General features: G+C 69.0%; 12 protein-coding genes. 6 read left to right on the forward strand and 6 right to left on the reverse strand.

Going from position 1 to position 18,363, the window contains the following annotated elements:
- The 3 genes from IE113_RS01525 to IE113_RS01535 are packed head-to-tail and all read left to right on the forward strand — an operon-like array spanning nt 1 to nt 3,167.
- A complete protein-coding gene (locus IE113_RS01525; RefSeq protein WP_189538658.1) occupies nt 1-1,059 on the forward strand; it encodes a beta-keto acid cleavage family enzyme in 1,059 nt (352 codons plus the stop codon).
- Nucleotides 1,056-1,880, forward strand: a complete 825-nt coding sequence (locus tag IE113_RS01530; protein WP_189538659.1) for an SDR family NAD(P)-dependent oxidoreductase — start codon at nt 1,056-1,058, stop codon at nt 1,878-1,880. The genes IE113_RS01525 and IE113_RS01530 overlap by 4 nt, the downstream gene beginning before the upstream one ends.
- Entirely contained in the window at nt 1,881-3,167 is a 1,287-nt protein-coding gene (locus tag IE113_RS01535; RefSeq protein WP_189538660.1) for an MFS transporter, read from the forward strand.
- Here IE113_RS01535 and IE113_RS01540 read toward each other — a convergent pair.
- From IE113_RS01540 to IE113_RS01560, 5 genes are all read right to left on the reverse strand, one after another.
- A complete protein-coding gene (locus IE113_RS01540; RefSeq protein WP_189538661.1) occupies nt 3,151-4,308 on the reverse strand; it encodes an efflux RND transporter periplasmic adaptor subunit in 1,158 nt (385 codons plus the stop codon). The genes IE113_RS01535 and IE113_RS01540 overlap by 17 nt on opposite strands.
- A 5-nt stretch (nt 4,309-4,313) precedes the next feature.
- Nucleotides 4,314-6,677, reverse strand: coding sequence for an ABC transporter permease (locus IE113_RS01545; RefSeq protein ID WP_189538662.1), 2,364 nt, complete (start codon nt 6,675-6,677; stop codon nt 4,314-4,316).
- The gene (locus IE113_RS01550; RefSeq protein ID WP_189538663.1) at nt 6,674-7,393 is read right to left on the reverse strand and encodes an ABC transporter ATP-binding protein; all 720 of its coding nucleotides are present in this window, start codon (nt 7,391-7,393) and stop codon (nt 6,674-6,676) included. Before IE113_RS01550 ends, IE113_RS01545 begins: the two co-directional genes overlap by 4 nt.
- Before the next feature lie 91 nt (nt 7,394-7,484).
- Complete coding sequence (locus IE113_RS01555; protein ID WP_189538664.1) at nt 7,485-10,043, reverse strand: cation-translocating P-type ATPase; 2,559 nt, start codon at nt 10,041-10,043, stop codon at nt 7,485-7,487.
- A 7-nt stretch (nt 10,044-10,050) separates the two neighbouring features.
- Nucleotides 10,051-10,974, reverse strand: a complete 924-nt coding sequence (locus IE113_RS01560; protein ID WP_189538665.1) for a 1-phosphofructokinase family hexose kinase — start codon at nt 10,972-10,974, stop codon at nt 10,051-10,053.
- A 210-nt stretch (nt 10,975-11,184) separates the two neighbouring features.
- Between IE113_RS01560 and IE113_RS01565 the strand changes: the two genes are divergently transcribed.
- From IE113_RS01565 to IE113_RS01575, 3 genes are read left to right on the forward strand one after another with little or no spacing between them, the layout of a single operon-like run.
- Entirely contained in the window at nt 11,185-13,284 is a 2,100-nt protein-coding gene (locus IE113_RS01565; RefSeq protein ID WP_229822042.1) for a BamA/TamA family outer membrane protein, read from the forward strand.
- Entirely contained in the window at nt 13,284-17,501 is a 4,218-nt protein-coding gene (locus IE113_RS01570; RefSeq protein WP_189538667.1) for a translocation/assembly module TamB domain-containing protein, read from the forward strand. The genes IE113_RS01565 and IE113_RS01570 overlap by 1 nt, the downstream gene beginning before the upstream one ends.
- Nucleotides 17,501-17,701, forward strand: coding sequence for a hypothetical protein (locus tag IE113_RS01575; RefSeq protein ID WP_189538668.1), 201 nt, complete (start codon nt 17,501-17,503; stop codon nt 17,699-17,701). Before IE113_RS01570 ends, IE113_RS01575 begins: the two co-directional genes overlap by 1 nt.
- On the opposite strand, the gene IE113_RS01580 is transcribed toward IE113_RS01575, so the two are convergent.
- Nucleotides 17,679-18,353: a GntR family transcriptional regulator gene (locus tag IE113_RS01580; protein ID WP_189538669.1), complete on the reverse strand. Its 675-nt coding sequence runs from the start codon at nt 18,351-18,353 to the stop codon at nt 17,679-17,681. The genes IE113_RS01575 and IE113_RS01580 overlap by 23 nt on opposite strands.
- Nucleotides 18,354-18,363 lie beyond the last annotated feature (10 nt).

Genomic DNA, 18,363 nt, shown 5'->3' on the forward strand with positions numbered 1-18,363 from the left:
ATGCAATTCCTCGATGACAGCCTGTTGCCCGAAAACCAGGAAAAGCTGGTAATCCAGGTCGCCCCTTATGGCCCGCAGTGGCTGCCGGGGGATTTCCCGGAGGACATCCCGGTGACCATGGCCGATCAGGTCCAGAAGGCGGTTGACTGTTATAACGCCGGGGCGACCGTGCTGCACCTGCACTGCCGCGAAGCGGATGGCACCGGGTCCAAGCGCCTGTCGATGTTCAACGAGATGATCGATCGCATCCGCACCGCCTGCCCGGACATGCTGATCCAGGTCGGCGGCTCGATCAGCTTTGCCCCTGAAGGCGAAGGGGCCGAGGCCAAGTGGCTGTCCGACGACACCCGCCACATGCTGGCCGAACTGAAGCCCAAGCCCGATCAGGTCACCATCGCGGTCAACACCAACCAGATGGACATTTCCGCGCTGATGAACGCCGACGATATCGCCGGCACCTGCCTGACCAACCCGGCAATGTTCGAAGCATATCGCAACATGTACTTCGAATGCGGCCCGGTGTTCATGGAAGAGCACCTGAAGCGCCTGGTCGCCAATGGCATCCAGCCGCACTTCATGGTCGGCGACCTCAGCCAGCTGGAAACGGTCGAGCGGCTGATCCGCAAGGGTCACTACAACGGCCCGCTGGTGCTGAACTATGTCGCCATCGGCAGCGGCGCGGCCGGGACGCACCCGGCCGACCTGATCGAATTTGCCCGCCGCGTGCCCGATGGTGCGGTGCTGACGATTGAATCGGTGATGCGCAATGTCGCCCCGTTCAATGCCATTGCGATTGCCCTTGGCCTGCACGTCCGCGTCGGGATCGAGGACAACTTGTGGAGCCGCAAGGGCGAGCGCATGACCAGCGTTCAGCAGGTCGAACAGATGGTGCGCCTGGCGAACGAGCTGCACCGCGATGTCGCCAGCGGGCCGGAAGCCAAGGCGATCTACCAGATCGGCACCTTCTATCAGTCCACCGACGAGACGCTGCGCAAGCTGGGCTATGCGCCCAACCGCCAGCCTGGCCAGCGCGGCGTGCCGCGGTGGGAATACGCGTGAATTCGGTATGGGGGAGAGTCTGCGTTGTCACCGGGTCGGCGCGCGGACTCGGGCGGGCGATCGCCGCCGCGCTGGGCGCGGCTGGCGGTCGCCTTGCCTTGTGCGATATCCTGACGGACGAGCTGGAACAGACCGCCGCTGACTTGCGCGCCGCCGGGTGCGAGGTCTTTGCCGCCCCCTGCGACGTCAGCGACAGCGCCAGCGTGGACGCCTTCTTCGCCAGCGTGGAGCAGGCGCTCGGCCCGGTCGAGGTGCTGGTCAACAACGCCGCACTGGTCCCCGGCGGGCCGCAGGACGAGGTCCGTCGCAACCGCCACTATGCCTACCTCACCACGCCGGAGCCGCGAACCTCGCTGGGCTTCACCAGCGCTATGAGCGACGATGACTGGCTGCGCTACTGGGGCGTCAACGTCCACGGGGTGTTCTTCTGCACCCGCGCCGCGCTGCGCCAGATGGAGCCGCGCGCGTTTGGCCGGATCGTCAATATTGCCTCCATCGCGGGGCTTTCGACCTACAGCGCGCACAGCCCGCACTATTCGGCCACCAAGGGCGCGGTGATCGCGTTCACCCGCTCGGTCGCGGCGGAAGTGGCGGGGGCGAACATCTTCGTCAACGCGATTGCACCGGGCGGCGTGGCGACCCCGATGTTCGATCAGTACCTCGCCTCGCTCGACGCAGAAGCGCGCGGGCGCCTGTTCCAGATCATTCCGGCCGGACGGCTGGGCACGATGGACGAGTATGCGGGACTTGTGCTCTATCTGGCGGGGGATGGACATTATCTGGCCGGGCAGATCATCAGTCCGAACGGGGGAATGGTCTGAATGAGCGACAATGGCGCCGCGCCTGGCAACAGCAAGACCAAAGGCTTCCCCACCGGGCTGATCCTGTTCCTGACGCTGCTGCACATCGTCAACCAGATCGACCGCCAATTGGTGGCAGCCTTTGCCGCCGATATCATGCGCGACCTCGAACTGAACCGCAGCCAGTTCGCGCTGATCGCCGGGCTGGCGTTCAGCGGGGTCTATGCCTTTGCCGCGCTGGCGGCGGGTGTGCTGGCGGACCGGCTGGGGCGGGTAAAGGTGCTGTCCGCCGGGCTGGGCATCTGGAGCCTGTTCACCGCGCTGGCGGGGCTGGCGCAGGGGTTCTGGACGATGCTGGCCGCGCGGCCCTTTGTGGCCGCCGGGGAAGCGACGCTGGTGCCCACCGCCAGCAACATCATTCTGGCGCGGGTGTCCGAACGGTTCAAGGCCGGAGCGCTGGGGCTGTTCTTTGCGGGGATTCCGCTGGGGATCGGCGGGGGATTCCTGATTGCGGGCCTGCTTGGCCCGGTGCTCGGCTGGCGCTGGACGTTCGTCGCGATGGGCGGGATCGGGCTGGTCGCGCTGGCAGTGCTGGTGCGGCTGCGCGACGATCCGCCCGACCTGTCGCACCGCCCCACCCTGCTGGGCAATCTCAGCGCGCTGGCCGCCGCGTTCCGCATTGCCCGGCGCGGCTTCTGGGCTTCGCTGGCGATCATCGCCGCCCATGCCCATACCGGGACCAGCCCGTTCGTGCAGCTGTGGCTGGTGGGTGAGAAGGGCTATGATCCAGAGACGGCCGCGGCGGTCTATGGCGGGATGTTCCTGATCGTCGGGCTGGCCGGAACCTTCGGCGCCGGGTTGCTGGGCGACTGGGCATACAATCGGCTGGGCTGGGACCGGGCGCGCACCGCGCTTGTCACGCTGCTGGTGATCGGTCCGCTGCTGCCGCTCTATCGGCTGGCACCGGGGGGATCGCTGCCGTTCCTGCTGGGGATGGTTGGCTCGATCCTCTACATGACCGTGCTGTATGGCCCGATCTTTGCCGTGATCGAGGAACTGCTGCCCGCGCGGCTGAAGGCCACGTCAACCGGGCTGAACATGCTGCTGATCAACATCTTCGCGCTCGGCGCGGTCTCGCTCGCCATCGGCGTGGCGAGCGATGCGCTGGCGGCGGCGGGATCGCTACGCAGCTGGACCTGGCCGCTGCTGGGGGCAGACGTGCTGGCCCTGTTGGCCATCCCGTTCACGTGGGCCGCGCTGCGCGCCCCCCGGCACGCGCCGGCGGCGAGTGTCAGTTCCGGGGCGTGATCCGCGTGCCGTCGGCGACGGTGTTGCCGGGGTTGATCAGCACCGCATCGCCCGCGGCAACGCCATCCAGCACTTCGGCGAATTCGTCGTTCAGATGGCCGATCCGCACCTTGCGCTCCCGCGCCCGGCCCCCTTCGGCAACGAAGACCCGCCAGCCGCCGTCGCTGCCGCGAAACAGCGCGCCGATGGGCAGTCGCACGGCATCATCGGTGCGCCAGTGCAGGATCGTGGCATCGATCTGGTAACCATGCCCCAGCCGGGCTGCGGCGGGCAGCGATTGCGGTTCGAAGCCGATGATCACGTTGACGCGCTGTTCCTCGATCCCCAGTGCGGAAATCTTCAGGCGGCCGAACGGCTCCACCCGTTTCACCACCCCGATCAGCGGCTGCGGCCCGCCCCACTGGGTGATTTCCACCCGGTTGCCCGGCTTCACCTGCACCGCCTCGCGCGAAAGCAGGTCGACCACCACCTCGATCCGGGCGGGATCGCCGATGGTGACCAGCGGGGTGCCTTCCACGATGATCCCCTCGCTCTCGGTTATGACCGACAGGACCGACCCGCTGGCAGGCGCGCGCACGGCCACGCGCTGCCCGGCCGCCGCACCGCTGGATTCGGCCAGCCCGGCCGCGATCCGCGCCACTTCGGCGCTGGCCTGGGTGGCGCCAGCCTGGGCGATGGCAAGGCGGGTGCGCGCCGCTTCCAGCTGCGCGCGCGGCAGAAAGCCCTGGCGGGCCACTTCCTGCGCGCGGGCCAGATCGCGCCGGGCCTGGGCTGTGGTGGCCCTGGCCCCGGCCTCCGCCGCGCGGGCGGCTTGCAGTGCAGCCTGCAACTGATCGCGGGTGCGGGGGTCGAGCAGGGTTGCGGGCCGGCCGGTCATGGTGGTGATCAGCGCGCCGCGCGTCACCGTGTCGCCCGCTTCCAGCTCGATCCGGGAAAGCGTGCCGGTGACCGGGGCGGAAACCACATAGAGGTCTTCGGCGCGGGTCACGCCATCGTCGGTCACGCCTTCGGCCATCGCCCCGCGCGAGACGGCGGCCGTGTCCACCGCGACCGCATCCGGCCAGAAGGCAAAGGCCAGCGCGGCCAGCAGCAACCCCGCGATCATCAGGGCCCAGCGCCAGCGTTTGACCAGATCCGCCATGCCGTTCAGTCCCTGCCTTTCAACACGCGCACCATGTCCAGGTGCAGCACCCGCCGCGCCACCACCAGCGCCGTCAGCATTCCGGCCCCCAGCACCACCAGCGCCGCCCAGCCATAGCTGGCGCGCGACGGTGCGAAAGGCAGGCGGAACAGGTCCGAACTGAACATCGCGGTCATCAACTGCGCCAGCCAGTATCCCATGATGCACCCCACCGGCACCGCCAGCACGACCAGCAGCGCCAATTCCCCGATCAGCACGATCCCCACTTCGCTGCGATGATAGCCCAGCACGCGCAAGGTGGCGAGTTCGTGCGCGCGTTCGGAAAACAGGATGCGCGCGCTGTTATAGACCACGCCGACGGCAATCGCGGAGGCGAACCCGATGTAGAACACCAGCATCGTCACCATGTTGTCGTCGATCATCTCCTCGAACTTCTGCAATGCGGCGTCGCGCTCGCTCACTCCCAGGACCAGCGGCATGGCCTTCAGCTCGGTCAGGATGCGGTCGCGCTGCGCCGGGTCGATCCGCAGCAGCGCGGCACCCACTGGGGCGGCATCGCGGGCGATGGCTTCCAGCGTCCGGTCAGAGGCATAGGCGCGTTCGCCGATGAATTCCTCCACCACGCTGACCACCGGCAGGAACTGCACGGGGCGCCGCCCGCCCAGCAACTCCACCCGCACCCGCTGGCCGGCGCGCACAGCCAGCTTGTCGGCCAGCTGGCGGCTGAGCATCAGCCCCGCCGGGGGCAGGGCCAGAACCTGGCCGTCGCTGTCGATCCGCATCGTCAGTTGCGATTGCGGCATGGCGCTCTCGATCGCGGCGCGCTCCTGCCGGTTGGCGTTGCCCAGCTTGACCGGGACGGCCCGGATCGGCTCCACCCGGATCACCCCCGGCACCTGCGCCAGCGCGAACAGCGCCTGCTCCGCGCGCGGTTCGGTAAAGGTCACGGTCAGGTCCTGGCGCTGGGCGCGGAAGAAGAAGGAATCCAGCATCGTCCGACTGGAATCAAGGAACTGCAGCGTGGCAAACAGCAGCGCCATGGACAGCGCCACCCCCGTTACCGTGATGGCGGAGCGCCACGGCCAGCGGGCGATGTGGCGCAGGATCATGTGGCCGATAGCCGATACGCCCGCCGCCTCGCCCAGCCGCTCGGTCAGGCCGGGGCGATAGACCGGCGGGGGCGGGGCGGACATCGCCACCGCCGGCGCCAGTCGCACCGCCGCGCGCATGCCGCCCAGCGCACCCAGCGCCGCCGCGCCGATCGCCAGCCCCGCCGCCAGCAGAAAGACCGACGGGGCCATGTGGTATTCCAGAAACGGAAAGCGGAAATACTGCGCATAGAGCCGCGTCATCGCCCGGCCCATCCAGATGCCCGCGGCCGATCCCAGTACGGTTGCCATCGCCGCCACCACCAGCGCGAACTTCAGGTAGTGCCAGCCGATCGCCCAGTCGGAATAGCCGAACGCCTTGATCAGCCCGATCTGGGTGCGCTCGGTCCGGATCATGCGGCCCAGCACGATATAGACCAGGAACGTGGACACCAGCAGGAACACCGGCGGGATCACCCGCGTCATCGCTTCCAGCTGCATCAGCTCGTTGTCGAGGAACGCGTGGGAGACATGATCCTTGCGGCCATAGGCGCCCGTCCCGCCATAAGGGGCCAGGATCGCGTCGATCTTGCGGATGACGTCGGCTTCGGACGCGCCGCGTTCCAGCAGCAGCGACAGCGTGTTGATCGCCTCGGTCCGGTCGGTTGCGGCTTCGAGCGCCTTCTCCCCCATCCAGAGCACGCCAAAGCGGCGGTCGTCGGGGATGATGTCGCCGGGGGCGAGGGCATAGATGTAGTCGGGAGCGAGGCCGATGCCGACCACCGTCAGGCGTTCCTTGCTGCCATAGATCAGCGCGTCAAGCGTGGCACCGGGGCGCAGGTCGTTGGCCTTGGCAAAGGCTTCGTCGATTACGACGTCGCCCGGCTCGCCCGCGCGCGGCAAGTGGCCGCTGCGCAGCACCAGCCGGTTGAGACGGGACTGGCCGCGCTCGTCCAGCGAATTGATCAGCGCCCGCACCGGCGCGAGCCGGTCGGCGAAATCCAGCGTGGCGTATTGCTGGATCGACCCTTCGACCCGCGCCACCCCCGGCACGGCGGCGACCCGGTCGACCACGCTGCGCGGGGCCCGGGTCATGCTGGCGAACACATCGGCAAACAGGTTCTGCGCGTAATAGGCGTCGCGCGTGGCCGTCAGCGAGCGGTGCACGCCCATCGACAGCACGAAGGTGGCCGTGGCCGCCGCCAGCACCACCGCGATTGCCAGCGCCTGTCCGCGCATATGCCACAGATCCCGCAGCAGCTTGCGGTCGAGCGCTTTCACCAGCTGATCCCGGCCGGATCGACCGGCGCGGCGTTCACCTCGATCCGGGCGATCCGGCCATCCAGGAAATGAAACACCCGGTGCGCCATCGCGGCGATCCCGGCGTTGTGGGTGATGATCACCACGGTCGTGCCAAGTTCGCGGTTGGCGCGGGCCAGCGTTTCCAGCACGCGGATGCCGGTGGCGCTGTCCAGCGCGCCGGTGGGTTCATCGCACAGCAGCACACCCGGCTGCTTGGCCACCGCGCGGGCTACGGCAACGCGCTGCTGCTCCCCGCCGGACAGCTGGGCCGGATAGTGGTGCTGGCGGTCCTGCAGGCCGACCAGCGCGAGCGCCTGTGCCGGGTCCATCGGATGTTCGGCGATGTCGGTCACCAGCCGCACGTTCTCGATCGCGGTCAGGCTGGGGATCAGGTTGTAGAACTGGAAGATGAAGCCCACGTTGGCCCGGCGGAACCGGGTCAGCGCCTTGTCGTCCATCGCCGCCAGATCGAGGTCGCGGTAGAACAGCGTTCCTGATGTCGTCCGGTCCAGTCCGCCGATGATGTTCAGCAGGGTCGATTTGCCGCTGCCCGACGGGCCCAGCAGCACCACGATTTCACCGGCGGGGATCGCCAGGTCCACCCCGCGCAGGGCGTGCACTTCGGTTTCGCCGGTCTGATAGACCTTGCGCAGGTCCGTGCCGGAAAAGGCCAGTGGCGGTGCGGCGGTGTCCATCCTGCGGGGCAAGGCTCCTGTCGATGGGAATGCTAGCACAGGCCGAACCCGTCCTCACCCCTCTTGATGTGCGGTTTGCGGTATGGGTTGATCAGCCGATCAGGCGCTTGCTCCAAAGCGGTTTGAGCCGTTCCAGCAGCACGAGCTGGCCGATCCCCAACAGCGCGACCATGCCGGCTTCCGCCGCGGAAATGCGCGCAAAGCCGAACAGGTCTGCAATCGGGGGGATGAACTGCGTTGCCAGCATGATCACGGCCACCACGCCCATGACGATGGCCAGCGCCGGATTGGCCCGCCCCAGTGCCGCCGCGAGCGATGCGCTGTAGCGGCGGTTGACCAGGATCAGGCCCGCGATGACGGCGACCAGCGCGAGGAACACGGCCGCGCGCAGCTGTTCCGCAGCGATCCCGGATTGCCACAAGAGCCACGCCAGCCCCCCCGTCAGGGCGAGGGCGATGCCGCCCTGAACCGCCGACCAACCCACCAGCGAGCGCGAGAACAGCGGCGTATCCGGCGCACGCGGTGGCCGCGCCATGACATCGCGTTCGTCCTCCTCGGCCTCGAACACCAGCGAGCAGACCGGGTCGATGATCATTTCCAGCAGGGCGATGTGGATCGGCCCCAGCAGCAGCGGCATCCCGGTCAGCAGCGGCAGCAGCGCCAGACCGGCAATGGGGATGTGCACGGCGACGATGAAGCCCATCGCCTTGCGCAAGTTGTCATAGATGCGCCGGCCCATGCGCACCGCCTTGACGATCGAGCCGAAGTCATCGTCAAGCAGGACGATGGCGGACGCCTCGCGCGCGACATCGGTGCCGCGCCCGCCCATCGCCACGCCGATGTGCGCCGCCTTCAGCGATGGCGCATCGTTCACGCCGTCGCCGGTCATCGCCACGATCTCGCCCGCCTGCTTCAGCGCCTCGACCAGCCGCAGCTTCTGCTCCGGCATGATCCGCGCGCAGACGCCGATGGTGCCGATCCGCTGGCGCAGCGCATCGTCGGACAGCGCGGCCAGCTCCTCCCCGGTCAGCACGTCATCCGCGTCGATCCCGGCGGCGCGGGCAATGGCGCGGGCGGTTTGCGGGTAATCGCCGGTGATCATGACGATGCGGATGCCCGCCGCCCGGCATTGCCGCACTGCTTCGGGAACGGATGCGCGCAGCGGGTCGGCCAGTCCGACCAGCCCGCGAAAGGTAAAGGCAAAGTCGTGCTGTGAAGGCGGCAGGTCTGCCGCCGGCCAGCGGGCATCGGCCACGCCCAGCACCCGCAGGCCCTGCTCGGCCATGGTATCGACCGCCGCCTTCAGCCGGGCCCGTTCGCTGTCGGGCAGGTGGCACAGATCGGCAATGGCTTCGGGCGCGCCCTTGGTGGCGATCACCCGCTCCTCCGCTCCGCCGGGATTGCTCCAGGCGTGCGACATGGCCAGCAGCGCCGGGTCCAGCGGATAGTGCCGGTCAAGCGTCCAGCCCGCATCCTGCCGCGCCCTGACTGTGGCCGGGGCCAGCGCGTCGCCCAGCTCGTGAAAGGCCGTTTCCATGGGATCGACCGGCTGCTGCGCGCTGGCCAGGATGCCGCATTCGGCCAGCAGGTGGAAATCCTCGGCCAGCAGCTCGGCAGCCTGGGCGTCGGGGTCAAAGCTGCGGCCATCGGGCAGCCACAGCTGCGCGATCCGCATCCGGTTCTGGGTCAGTGTGCCGGTCTTGTCGGTGCACAGCGTCGTCGCCGCGCCCAGCGTCTCGATCGCCGCCGCGCGGCGGGTCAGCACGCGGCTGCGCGACATGCGCATCGCCCCCATGGCCATGAAGATGGTCAGCACCACCGGAAACTCCTCCGGCAGCATCGACATTCCCAGCGCGATTCCCGCCAGCGCCGCTTCCAGCCACGAACCGCGCAGCAGGCCATACAGCAGCACGACCAGCGCACTGGCCGCCAGCCCCGCCGCGGCAAACCCCACGACCAGTCGACGTGTCTGGATCCGCAGGCGCGGGGCTTCGGTTTCCAGCGTGGCCAGCACGCGTCCGATCTGTCCGATCTCGCTGGCCGGTCCGGTGGCAGTGACCACGCACAGTCCCGATCCGCGCACCACCAGCGAACCGGAATAGACGAATGGCAGGTCATCGCCGCCGGGGCGGGCCGCGGCCACGGGCGCAGCCGGATCGCAAGCGGTCTTGCGCACAGGAACGGATTCGCCGGTCAGCAGGGATTCGTCCAGCATCAGGCCGTCCCCGCGCACGATCCGGCCATCGGCTGGCACGCGGTCGCCCTCGGCCAGTACGATCAGGTCGTCCGGCACCACTTCGCGCCCGGCAATGCGCTTGCGCACCCCGTCACGAATGACCAGCGCGCGCGGGCTGGTCAGGTCGCGCAAGGCTTCAAGCGCGCGCTCGGTCCGGGTTTCCTGGATGATGGTGATCAGGATCGACAGCCCGGCGAAGGCGATCAGGATCAGCGCCTCGCCCCGGTCGCCCAGCGCCAGATAGATCGCGCCCGCGCCCAGCAGCATTGCCAGCATCGGTTCGCGCAGCACGTCCGCGACGATCCGGGCGATGGTGCGCTGACCGGTCCGGGGCAGCTCGTTCGGGCCGTGCGTCTGCAGGCGCAGTTCGGCTTCCGCATCGCTCAGGCCGGTCAGCAGCGGGGAGGATGCCATGCCCGGTTCAGATCATCGCGCGCAGGCGGCGGATGTCCGCGGGGTGGGCCAGGCCGGTGCCCGGCGCCAGCACCGCCGCCGCACCGGCGGCAAGGCCCAGTTTCGCGGCTTCCTCCACCGTATCCCCCTGCGACAGCGCAAAGATCATCGCGCCCAGAAAGCTGTCCCCGGCCCCGACCGCGCTGGCTGCTTGGATGGGGATGGCCGGCAATCGCAGGACCTGCTCCGCGCTGGCCACCAGCGCGCCATGGTGGCCCATGGTCACGGCCACGATCTCGGCCAGGCCCTGCGCCACGATCCCGCGTGCCGCGGCGGCAATCGCGGTATCGTCGGGCAGGTCATGGCCGATGAAGTGGCTCAGTTCGCCCAGGCTTGGCTTGACCAGATGAACTCCGCCCGCCGCCAGCGCGGCATTCAGCCCCCGCCCGGAACTGTCGAGCACGAAACGCGCCCCGCGCGCATCGGCAATCCGGGCCGCGCGGACGTAGAAATCGTTGGGCACGCCGGGGGGCAGGGATCCGCTCGCCACCAGGTAGCGGCAATTTATCTCGCCCAGCCGCTCCAGGCATGCCCGCCACTCGCTTTCCTGCACGGTGGGGCCGGGGGGAATGATGCGGTATTCCTTGCCGGTTTCCAGTTCCAGCGCGGCCACGGCGATCCGGGTGTCGCCGGCGATCCGGGTCGGTACGCGCACCAGTTGGTGCTGGTCCAGCAGCCCGTCGAGCGCGATCCCGGTGGCCCCGCCCGACAGGTAATGGCACCGCGCCGATCCCCCCAGCCGCACCAGCACCCGCGCCACGTTGATGCCGCCGCCGCCGGGATCGTAATGTTCGGCCTGGGCGCGCATCTTGTGCGTGTGGGCCATGCGCTCGACCACATAGGACGTGTCGATCGTGGGGTTCAGCGTCAGCGAAGCGATCGTTTCCTGCATGCGCCCTTCCGCGGGATAGACCGGTCCCGACCGGCGAAATCACCGCGTCGCACAGTGACCCAGCCCCGCCAGAAGCGCAATCCCGGTGCGCGGGTTCGGTTTGCGGTCGATGGCGGCTATGGTTGGCGAACACTGGAGTGATTCGCTGAATTCCTGATGGCTTGCCCGACCGATCATTCCAGCCCCCGGCGGTTTGCCCGGTCCCCCGCGATGCTGGCTCTGGCGGCCGCGCTGCCGCTGTGGTCCATGCCGGTTCTGGCGCAAGCAACCCCGCCCACGGCAGAGCCGGTCATTCCGGACCCGGAGTTCGATGCGGCGATCCCGCCGCTCGGCCCGGACGATGACCCGGAACTTGGCGCGCCGCTGGAATCGGTCGAAGCCTTCGAACGCCGCGTGGCCGCTCCGCCGCCGGACCAGCCAGAGGCTGCGGCTGCGATCCCGCCCGGACAGGACGCAGAGCTGGCCGCACCATTGCCGCCGCTGGATCAGGCGAGCGAACAGTCTCTGATGCTGGCGCAGGAGGCAGCGGCCGACCCGGTTCCGGGCGAACCTGGCGACGTGACCGTCGCGTATCAGGTGCAGCTGGACGGGCTGGAAATCGCCGACCGCGAAACGGATGCGGATCTGCTGGCATCGTTCAACGCGCTGTCGGCGCTGCGCAAGGGCAAGGGCCGGGCCGGCAATCTGGCGATGATCCGCGCCCGTCTGGCCGAGGACAGCCAGTTGCTGCAGACCATTCTGACGGCGCAGGGATGGTATGCGCCTAACATCCGCAGCCGCCTGGTGCTTGCCGCCGAAGCGACGGGCGCCGCGCCCATTGCCACGCTGTCGGTCGAACCCGGCCGGCGGTTTGCCTTTTCCGACATCGTCATCACTGCGGGGCCGACTGATCCGCCGGGCCTGATCCGGGATAACCTGGGGCTGCGCACGGGTGATCCGATCCTGGCCGAGCAGGTCCTCGCGGCCGAAGCGCAAGTGGCGGTTGCCCTGCCGGAAAACGGCTATCCCTTCGCGCAAGTGGGTGAACGCGACATCGTGCTGGACCGCGAAGCCGGCACGGGCAGCTATACCCTGCCGGTCACGACCGGGCCGCGCGGGCGGTTTGCCGATTTTGCCACCACCGGTCGGCAGGCATTTGGCGCCGAGCACATCAGGGTGCTGTCACGCTTTCGCCAGGGGGAACTCTACGACAGCCGCAAGGTCGATGACCTGCGCAAGGCGCTGGTCGCCACCGGCCTGTTCAGCGCCGTGGCGGTGGAGCCGCAGCGCGGCGGCGCGCCGGCGGGCGACGGGACCGAGCCCGTCACGCTGCTGGTCCAGCAGGAAGCGGGGCCGCCGCGCACCATTGCCGGGACGGTGGGCTATGCTGCCGGCCAGGGCCTGACCGCCAAGGCCAGCTGGACTCACCGCAACCTGTTTCCGCCCGAGGGAGCCGTGATCGCACAGGCGGCACTGGGCACGCAGGAGCAGAGCCTTGGCGCGACATTTCGCCGGGCCAATGCCGGTCAGCGCGATCGCACGATCGAGTTCGCGGCCGAGGCGTTTCGCAGCGATTACGAGGCCTACAGTGCCTATACTGGGCGGCTGGCGGCGCGGATCAGCCGGGATTCGACCCCGCTGTGGCAGAAGCGGCTGACGTATTCTCTGGGCGTCGAGGTGCTGGCGACCGGCGAAACCGATTACGATGCGGCAACCCGGACGCGTCCACGCCAGACCTATTATGTCGCAGCGGGCAGCGCGCAGCTGGGTTTTGACACCACCGACAGCCTTCTGAACCCCACCGCTGGCTATCGGCTGACCACCCTGATCCAGCCCGAAGCGACCCTGAACCAGGGGTTCAATTCCTATGCCCGCGCCCGGATCGAGGCATCGGCCTATCAGCAGGTGGGCAAGGCGCTGGTGCTGGCCGGGCGGGTCCGGATCGGGACGATCCAGGGGGCGGAGCTGGCGGATATCGCGCCGTCGCGCCGGCTTTATGCGGGCGGTGGCGGGTCGGTGCGCGGGTTCGCGTTTCAATCGCTGGGAGAGCAGGCCCCTGATGGGCGTCCGGTCGGCGGGCGCAGCCTGGCCGAAGGATCGCTGGAAGCGCGGTATCGCGTTGGCGACTATGGACTGGTGGCGTTCATCGATGCCGGGCAGGCCTGGCGCGAAACCACGCCGCAATTCAATGATCTGCGCTATGGCGTGGGGATTGGCGGGCGGTTCTACACCAATTTCGGCCCGGTCCGGCTCGACGTCGCCACGCCGCTGGCGCGCAGGCCGGGTGAAGCCCTGATCAACGTTTATGTCTCGATCGGGCAGGCGTTCTGATGGACAGTGCGGCTCCACCCGCAGCGGACACCGCCCAGCCCCGGCGTCCGCGCTGGCGTCCGCTGCGGATCGCCGCGCTTGCGCTGCTGGGTGCGGGATTGCTGCTGGCGCTCTTGGTCGCGGCGCTGGATACCGCACCCGGCCACCGGCTGGTCGCGCGGCAACTGTCCGGCCAGACCCTTGCAAGCGGGCTGCGTATCTCGGTGGGGCGGATCGAGGGATCGCTCTATGGCGCGCTGACCCTGCACGATCTGGCGCTGCGCGATGGCCGGGGAACGGTGCTCTCCGCACCGCGCCTCGCGCTTGATTGGCGGCCCTTGGCCTATCTGCGCGGCCATATCGACATTCGCAGCATCAGCGCGGGGGAAGTGGTCCTGCACCGCATCCCGGAGCTGACGCCAGGCGGGCCGGACGAGGGGCCGTTGCTGCCCGATCTGGATATCGACATCGCCGCGTTGCGGATCGACCGGCTGATCGCGCAGCCGGCCGTGGCGGGAAAGCAGCGCGTGCTGACCTTGCGCGGCAGCGCCCATATCGCCGACGGGCGCGCGCAGATTCGCACCCGCGCGGTGACCGTGGGCGGCGACGGAGGCGCAGGCGGCGACAGTCTGGCGCTGACGCTGGATGCCCGCCCGGCTGAGCGCCAGCTGGCACTGGACCTGGCGCTGCACGCTCCGGCAGACGGAGTGATTGCCGCGCTGTCTGGCTTTGATCGCGCGCTGGTGGTGACTGCCGGGGGGCGGGGCGACTGGATGCAATGGAATGGCACCGTGGGTGCCAGTCTGGGCGGACAGGAACTGGCCAGACTGGCGCTCACCGCGCGCGATGGCACGTTTGCCGTGAATGGTCCGACCTGGCCGGGGCAGATCTGGCGAGACGTTGCCGGGCTGCAGCCGGCGACAGTCGCCAAGGTGGATCTCTCGGCCCGGTTGAGCCAGCGCCGCGCCGCCGTTTCGGGCGTGATTTCGGGGCGGGACTTCCGCCTTGTCCCGAACGGGCTGATCGACCTTGGCGCCAATCGGTTCGAGCGGTTCGGGCTTGGTCTGGTGCTGCCCGGTCCGGTGCCTCTGGCTGGAAGCGTCACGGGCGCGGGGCTGAAAGCCGATCTGGTGGCGGACGGCGCCCTTGCCGGGCCGGAAATCGTCTATCGGCTGGACGCGCGCAGCCTGACGGTGGGCGGGATTGCCATGACCGGGATCGCCGCGCGCGGCACCGCGCGGGGCGGGCGGGACCAGTGGCTGATCCCCGTCACGGCGCAAGTGCGGCAGATCACCGGGCTGGACGCGGTGGCCGGGGGCCAGTTGACCAATATCACGGTGACGGGTGATCTGGCGGCCCGCTGGCCCCGGATCGTGGCGGACAATCTGCGGGTCCGCTCGGACCGGATCGATGCCGGGGTCATCCTGGCCGCCGATTTCGCCAAGGGGCGCGTTTCCGGCGCGGTCGATGGCCGGATCGATCGCTACAATCTTGCCAGTGTCGGTACCTTCAGCATTCAGACCCGGCTGGACATGCAGCAGGCGGGGCCGGGGTTTGCGGTGGATGGCGCCGTCCGGGCGCGTTCCACCAGCCTCGCCAGCGATGCGCTGCGGTCCTATTTTGGCGGCAACCTCGTCGCATCGGCGCAGGTCGGATACGGCGCGGACGGGGTCGCGCGGCTGGCCGGTTTGCGGCTGGTTGCGCCAGAGCTGCGGATCACCGGCGGGCAGGGGGCATGGTTCCCGGATGGCCGGATCGCGCTCGATGCGGCGGGGACTTCGCCGCGCTATGGGGTGCTCGGTCTGCGTGTGGACGGTACTGTGGAGAGCCCACGGGCGCGCGTTCTGGCCGCGCGTCCCGATCTGGGCATCGGCCTTGCCAATCTGGATGCCCGGATCACGACAGTTGCCGCCGGTTATCGGCTCGATGCCAGTGGGGATACCGATTACGGCCCCTTGCGCGCCGATGTCACCCTGGGGCTGGGCGCGCGCACCGCATTGCAGATCAACCGCGCGACCCTGTCGGGCGTGGACTTTACGGGCAGCCTGACCCAGACCCCGGCTGGTCCCTTCGCCGGGACGCTGGCCGCCCAGGGCAACGGGGTTCGCGGATCGTTGCAGCTGGCAGCGCAGGGGCGGCATCAGGCGGCGGAGTTTTCGCTGCAGGCGCAGGACGCGGTGTTCGCCGGTCCGGCGCGGCTGTCGATCGGGTCAGCAACGGCAACCGGGCGCGTTGTCCTGCTCGAACAGCCGCTGGTGATGGCCGATGTCCAACTCTCCGGCACGCGGCTGGGCGGGTTCGACCTGGCGGCGGGACGCGTGAAAGTGGACTATCAGGGAGGGCGCGGCCATGCCGCCGCGCTGATCGAAGGGACCAGCGGCGCGCCGTTCCGGCTGGCGCTGAACGCCGACCTTGCGCCCAGGTTGTGGCGGGTGGCGCTGCAGGGGCGGGTGCGCGGGCAGACCATCCGCACCACGGCCCCGGCCCGGATCGTGCCCGGCGCCGGACGTTATGAACTGCTGCCGGCCAGTCTTGCGGTGGGCGGCGGCAGCGCGCGGATCGCCGGCTCCTATGGCCCCGGCCTGACCGTGCAAAGCCGGATCGAGAAGATTGACCTGGCCATCGTCAACGCGTTCGCGCCGGGTTACGGCATCGGCGGATCGGCCAGCGGCAGTATCGATTTTGTACAGGACGGTGCGGATGCGATCCCGCAGGCTGAAGCGCGCCTGATGCTGACCGATTTCACCCGGACCAGCGCCACGTCGATCAGCCAGCCGGTTGCTGTCAACGTCATCGCCAGGCTGGCCCCCGCCGGGGCAGAGGCCCGCGCCGTGATCCGCCGGCGCGGCGCGGTGATCGGGCGGCTGGTGGCCAGCCTTGGTCCTTTGCCCGCAACCGGCGGGGACTGGACCGACCGGCTGCGGGCCGCACCGCTGGGCGGCGGCATCCGCTATGACGGCAACGCCGACACGCTGTTTTCCCTGACCGGACTGGCTGGGCAATCGATCGCCGGCCCGGTCGCGCTGGCAGCCGACTTTTCCTGCCGGGTGGCCGATCCGTGTCTTAGCGGCATCGTCCGGGGGCAGGGGCTGACGTATGAGAACGTGGCCTATGGCACGCGGCTGACCCATGTGGACTTCAGCGGCCGTTTCACGGGCGGCACGCTGGATTTGGGCGCGTTTTCCGCGCGGGCGGGCAATGGGACGATCAAGGCCAGCGGCCGGATCGGCCTGTCAGCGGCGGAGGGCTATCCCATGGATCTGGCGGCGACGCTGGCCGATGCCCGCCTGGCCCGGAGCGAGGCCTTGTCCGCATCGGCCACCGGAATCGTGCGGCTGACCAAGCAGGCTGGGCAGGCAGCCGTGCTCAGCGGCGAACTGCGCCTGCCTGAAACGCGCTATCAGATCGTGCGTGAAGGGGCGGCCAGCGTGCCGCGCCTGACCGGGGTCCGCTTCAAGCCGGATCGCCGCGCGGCCCGCATCACCGGCGATGAAGTGGCGCCGCCAGCGGGGAACCTGTTTCCGTCGCTGCGGCTGGATTTGCGCCTGCGGGCCGAAGACCGGCTGCACGTGACCGGCATGGGGCTCGATTCCGAATGGGGCGCCAGCTTTGACCTGACCGGGACCAGCGCCGCGCCCCGGCTGACCGGGCAGGTCCGGCTGGTCCGGGGGACGCTGGACTTTGCGGGCCATTCGTTTGGCCTGCAGGAGGGCCGGATCACGTTCACCGGCGGTCCGGTCAACGATCCGGCGGTGGCCATTGCCGCAACCGACGATATTGGCGATCTGGCCGTCAGCGTCCGGGTAAGCGGGCGCGCCACCGACCCGCAGGTGACATTCAGTTCCACCCCCGCGCTGCCCGATGACGAAGTCCTCTCGCGCGTGCTGTTCGGCAGTTCGATCGCCAACCTCTCGGCCATTCAGGCGGTGCAGCTGGCATCCTCGCTGAATGCCTTGCGGGCCAGCGGCGGCGGGCTGAACCCGCTGGGGCGGCTGCGTTCGGCAACGGGCCTCAGCCGGCTGCGCATCCTGGCTTCGGACGAAGCCAGCGGGCGCGGCACGGCGCTGGCCGCGGGCCATTACCTGACCGATGACATCTACGTGGAACTCATCACCGACGCGCGCGGCTTTACCGCTACCCAGCTTGAGGTCAGCCTGACCCGGTGGCTGTCGCTGCTCAGCCAGGCGGGCGGGTCCGGCGCGAACAGCGTCAACTTGCGGATCCGGAAGGATTACTGATGCGCCTTGCCTGCCTCATCCTGCCGGCGGGGCTGCTCATGCTGGGCGGCTGCAACCGCGAGCCGGAATTCGAGCAACGCTATGCGGACGTTTCCGCCCGGATCGGGGCCAGTGCCGAGGCGATCGATGCCGCACTGGCAGCGACGGACAGTCCGCTGGACACGGCGGAGACAGAAGCTAGCCGAAGAATTCGTCGCTGATGTTGGACAGGGTGGAAAACCCGTTGCCGACATGGGCGCGCATGGCCGCTTCCGCGCCGTCGGCATCGCCCGCCTTGATTGCCCGCAGGATCCGGTGGTGATCGGCATTGGCATGCTTCAGCCGGTTCGGGCTGTAGAAGGATTCGAACAGCAGGCGGTGGATGGGCACGTTCAGGCGTTCCAGCAGTTGCCGGATGACATCGTTCTCCGCGCCTTCGACCAGCAGGGCATGCCATTCCAGGTTGAGCCGGCCGAACCGTTCGGGCGCGTTCTCGGTGACGCAGGCGTCCAGTTCGTCCTGCAGGCGTTCCAGCTTGGCGATCTGTTCGGCTGAGGCCTTGCGGGTGAAATCCGCCGCGCAGATCCCCTCCAGCGCGATGCGCGCCCGGTAGATCTGGCGCACTTCGTCGATGCTGGCCGAGCGGACCGAGGCGCCGCGAAACTCTTCCGTCTCGACGAGCCCTTCGCCTTCAAGGCGCTGAAATGCCTCGCGGACCTTGAACCGGCTTGCACCGGTCTGCCGGATGATGTCCACTTCGATCAGCCGCTGCCCCGGTGCAAAACTGCCCCGGCGAATGCGCTGGCGGATCCAGGCGGCGACTTCGACGCCGGTGGGCGCACGCTCGCCCCCGGTAAAGACAGGATCGGTCATGCCCCGTGGC

Origin of the sequence: Novosphingobium arvoryzae, from assembly GCF_014652615.1 — a bacterium.
GTDB lineage: Bacteria > Pseudomonadota > Alphaproteobacteria > Sphingomonadales > Sphingomonadaceae > Novosphingobium > Novosphingobium arvoryzae.